Origin of the sequence: Hydrogenophaga sp. (genome assembly GCF_022844385.1) — a bacterium.
Lineage (GTDB): Bacteria > Pseudomonadota > Gammaproteobacteria > Burkholderiales > Burkholderiaceae_C > Hydrogenophaga.
In genome coordinates, this window is sequence record NZ_JALHLX010000222.1 from 1 (window position 1) to 3,260 (window position 3,260).

3 protein-coding genes are annotated in these 3,260 nt (G+C 66.3%); 2 read left to right on the forward strand and 1 reads right to left on the reverse strand.

Annotated elements, in window-relative coordinates; translation table 11 throughout:
- A partial coding sequence (locus Q0C59_RS19315; RefSeq protein ID WP_291218639.1) for a sugar phosphate nucleotidyltransferase occupies positions 1 to 382 on the reverse strand: 382 nt, incomplete at its 3' end.
- Positions 383 to 576: 194 nt separating this feature from the next.
- Here Q0C59_RS19315 and tkt point away from each other — a divergent pair.
- Together tkt and Q0C59_RS19325 are read left to right on the forward strand one after the other, a co-directional pair.
- The gene (gene tkt, locus Q0C59_RS19320) at positions 577 to 2,649 is read left to right on the forward strand and encodes a transketolase (RefSeq protein WP_291218641.1); all 2,073 of its coding nucleotides are present in this window, start codon (positions 577 to 579) and stop codon (positions 2,647 to 2,649) included.
- Positions 2,650 to 2,691: 42 nt separating this feature from the next.
- Positions 2,692 to 3,260, forward strand: a 569-nt coding sequence (locus Q0C59_RS19325; RefSeq protein ID WP_291218643.1) for a type I glyceraldehyde-3-phosphate dehydrogenase, incomplete at its 3' end; no start/stop codon positions are given.

Below are 3,260 nucleotides of genomic sequence, written 5' to 3' on the forward strand. Positions count from 1 at the left end.
ACACGTCACCCGCCAGCACCCAGAACACGTCGGCCAGCAGCGGCAGGGCGCGCGCAATGCCGCCGGCCGTTTCCAGTGCATAGCCAAAGTCGGTGCCTTCGCGCGACATCACCACCTCGCACCCTGGCTGGTCTCGGCTCCACGCAGCGCAGTGATCGTCGATCTGCTCGCCCAGCCAGGCGGTGTTGACCACAAACCGCTGGAACCCGCCCGCGACCAAAGCCTCCATGGGCCACTGCATCAGCGGCTTGCCTTGCACCGTCAACAGGGGTTTGGGTGTGGTGTCGGTGAGCGGGCGCATGCGCATGCCTCGTCCAGCGGCGAGCACCATGGCTGTGGCCAGGGGGGGTGGGGAAGGGCGTGCGGTGGCGAGTCGGGTCATGGGCGGCGGTTGGATGCGCGTGCCGGGCGCTCAAGGCCGCACACGTCGAAGAATTATGGGCTGGCGCGCTGTCCCGACGCCGCGCAACGCTGCCGACAGCGGGCTGGCCGATAAAATCCGTTGTTTTGCGCCATCGCACCAGCCGCGGCCTTGTTCAGCTTTCCCCCGCTTCACCCCCATCCTCCAGCATCCCCATGTCCGACACCGCCAGCACCCTCACCCCCACCGCCCAAGCCGTGTCGCCCCAGACCCAGGCCAACGCCATCCGCGCGCTGGCCATGGACGCGGTGCAGGCCGCCAACTCCGGCCACCCCGGCGCGCCCATGGGCATGGCCGACATGGCGGTCGCCCTGTGGAGCCGGCACCTGCGCCACAACCCGACCAACCCGCAGTGGGCCAACCGCGACCGTTTCGTGCTGTCCAACGGCCACGGTTCCATGCTGATCTACGCGCTGCTGCACCTCACCGGCTACAAGCTGCCGATCGGTGAGCTGAAGAACTTCCGCCAGCTCGGCAGCAAAACCGCCGGCCACCCCGAAGTCGGCCACACGCCGGGCGTGGAAACCACCACCGGCCCGCTGGGCCAGGGCATCACCAACGCGGTGGGCATGGCGCTGGCCGAAAAGCTGCTGGCGTCCGAGTTCAACCGAGACGGCCACGCCATCGTGGACCACCACACCTACGTGTTCCTGGGCGACGGCTGCCTCATGGAAGGCATCAGCCACGAGGCCATCGCGCTGGCCGGCGCCTGGAAGCTCAACAAGCTGATCGCGCTGTACGACGACAACGGCATATCCATTGACGGCCAGGTCACGCCTTGGTTCATCGACAACACCGCGCTGCGTTTTGCCGCCTGCGGCTGGAACGTGATCGGCCCGATCGACGGCCACGACGCCGATGCGGTGGACCGCGCGATCAGCGACGCGAAGAACAAGGCCGACGGCCCCACCATCGTCATCTGCAAGACCCACATCGGCAAAGGCAGCCCGAACCGCGCCAACACCGCCAAGGCCCACGGCGAGCCGCTGGGTGCTGAAGAGATCAAGCTCACCCGCGAAGCGCTGGGCTGGAACCACGCACCTTTTGCGATTCCCAAAGACGTGTACGCCGCGTGGGACGCGAAGGACGCCGGCAAGGCCATGGAAGCCGACTGGAATGCCAAGTTCGCCGCCTACAAGGCCGCCTTCCCCGAACTCGCCAAAGAGTTTGTGCGCCGCATGAAGGGTGAGCTGCCGAAGAACTTTGCCCAGGTGGCGGTGGACGCCGCTGTGGCCGCCCACACCAAGGCCGAGACCGTGGCCAGCCGCAAGGCGAGCCAGCTCGCACTCGAGACCTTCACCGCCGCACTGCCCGAGCTGCTCGGCGGCAGCGCCGACCTCACCGGCTCCAACCTCACCAACACCAAGTCCACGCCTGCGCTGCGCTTCAACCTGGCCGGTGATGTGGTGAAAAACGAGCAGGGCCAGGGCGGCCGCCACATCAACTACGGCGTGCGCGAATTCGGCATGGCCGCGATCATGAACGGCGTGGCGCTGCACGGCGGCTTCATTCCTTACGGTGGCACCTTCCTCACCTTCAGCGACTACAGCCGCAACGCGATCCGCATGGCCGCGCTGATGAAGCAGCGCGTCATTCATGTCTTCACGCACGACTCCATCGGTCTGGGCGAAGACGGCCCGACCCACCAGTCGGTGGAACACGCGGCCAGCCTGCGCCTCATTCCCAACCTGGACGTCTGGCGCCCCGCCGACACCGCCGAGACCGCCGTGGCCTGGGCCGTGGCGCTGGAAAACGCCAGCCGCCCCACCGCTCTGCTGCTCAGCCGCCAGAACCTGCCCTACGCGCCCAAGAGCGATCTGGGCGACATCAGCAAGGGCGCCTATGTGCTGGCCGAGCCGAGCGAAGTGGGCCTGAAGAAAAAGGCGCAAGCGGTGATCATCGCCACCGGTTCCGAAGTGCAACTGGCGCTGAAAGCCCAGGAGCTGCTGGCCAAGGAACACAAGATCGCCGTGCGCGTGGTCTCCATGCCCAGCACCACCACCTTTGACCGTCAGAGCGCCGCTTTCAAAGCCTCGGTGTTGCCGGCCGGCGTGCCGCGTGTGGCGGTGGAAATGGGCTCCACCGACGGCTGGTGGAAGTACGGCGTGGCCGCCGTCGTGGGTCTGGACACCTACGGCGAGTCGGCACCGGCCCCGGTGCTGTTCGAGCACTTCGGCTTCACGCCCGCCAATGTGGCCGACACGGTGCGCGCCGTGCTGGCAAAATGAGTTTGTTCATCTTTGTTTGAAACCCTTCAGGAGACTCGAGACATGACCATCAAGATCGGCATCAACGGCTTTGGCCGCATCGGGCGCAACGTGTTGCGCAGCGCGCTGCAGAACTTCGCCGACATCGAAGTCGTCGCCATCAACGACCTGCTGGAGCCCGAGTACCTGGCCTACATGCTGCAGTACGACAGCGTGCATGGCCGCTTCAAGGGCGACGTCAGCGTCGAAGGCAGCACGCTGGTGGTCAACGGCAAGAAGATCCGCCTCACGCAAGAGCGCGACCCGGCCAACCTGAAGTGGAACGAAGTCGGCGCCGACATCGTGATCGAATCCACCGGCCTGTTCCTCGACAAGGTCACGGCCCAGAAGCACCTGGACGCCGGCGCCAAGAAGGTCATCCTGTCCGCGCCTTCCAAGGACGACACCCCCATGTTCGTCTACGGCGTGAACCACGCCACCTACAAGGGCGAGGCCATCATCTCCAACGCCTCGTGCACCACCAACTGCCTGGCGCCCATTGCCAAGGTGCTCAACGACAAGTGGGGCATCAAGCGCGGTCTCATGACCACCGTGCACGCCGCCACCGCCACGCAGAAAACCGTGGACGGCCC

What these genes read in the sequence shown, in the direction of transcription:
- tkt (WP_291218641.1), top strand. Translation starts at nt 577, where the DNA reads ATGTCCGACACCGCCAGCACCCTCACCCCCACCGCCCAAGCCGTGTCG.